The 676-nt window shown below is 75.3% G+C and carries 1 protein-coding gene; it reads left to right on the top strand.

The window, feature by feature from the left end:
* Positions 1-215: 215 nt before the first annotated feature.
* Positions 216-676: RecX family transcriptional regulator (locus P409_RS35585; protein ID WP_034849896.1), on the top strand; the 461-nt coding region annotated here is incomplete at its 3' end.

The following is a 676-nucleotide window of genomic DNA, read 5'->3' as shown; positions in this document are numbered from 1 at the left end:
GAAAAGGTCTCGCTTGCGGGAGAGGTCGGAGACGCGAAGCGGCTCCGGGTGAGGGGAGTGCGTCGAGGCCTGGGCCAGCCCTCACCCGGTCTCGCTGCGCGAGCCCGACCTCTCCCGCGTCCGGCGGGAGAGGCAACGCGTTCTCTCCTCCGATGCCTGTCCTGCCGATCAAGCGCACACTTGGCACCAGCCCCTCCCGCGCGGCACTGTCGCGCATGGACCGACCGCCCCGCCGACCGCCCGCTCTCGACGACGCCGCCCTGGAGCGGGCGGCGCTGGACTATCTCGGCCGCTACGCCGCATCGACCGGCCAGCTGCGCCGGGTGCTGCAGCGCCGGATCCGGCGCGCCCTGCAGGCCGGGGCCGCGGTCGATGTCGAGGCGGTGGAGGCGCGGATCACGGCCCTCCTTGACCGCATGACCCGGTCGAAGCTGCTGGACGACGCGCAATTCGCCGAGATGCGGATCGCCGGCCTGGCCCGGCGCGGCCGGTCGACCCGGGCGATCCGGGTCAAGCTGCGCGAGGCCGGGATCGACGAGACAGTTGCGGACGCGGCCCTGTCCCTGTATGGCGGCGCGCCCGGGACGGATCCGGACCGGGCGGCGGCGATCCGGCTGGCGCGACGGCGCCGGCTGGGGCCGTTCCGGGCCGAGGCGGACCGGGCCGCGCACCGGAT

The sequence above is a fragment of the Inquilinus limosus MP06 genome, from assembly GCF_000767795.1.
GTDB lineage: Bacteria > Pseudomonadota > Alphaproteobacteria > DSM-16000 > Inquilinaceae > Inquilinus > Inquilinus limosus_E.
The sequence above is the reverse complement of the archived record's forward strand: the minus strand, read 5'-3'. Positions and strand labels throughout refer to the sequence as shown.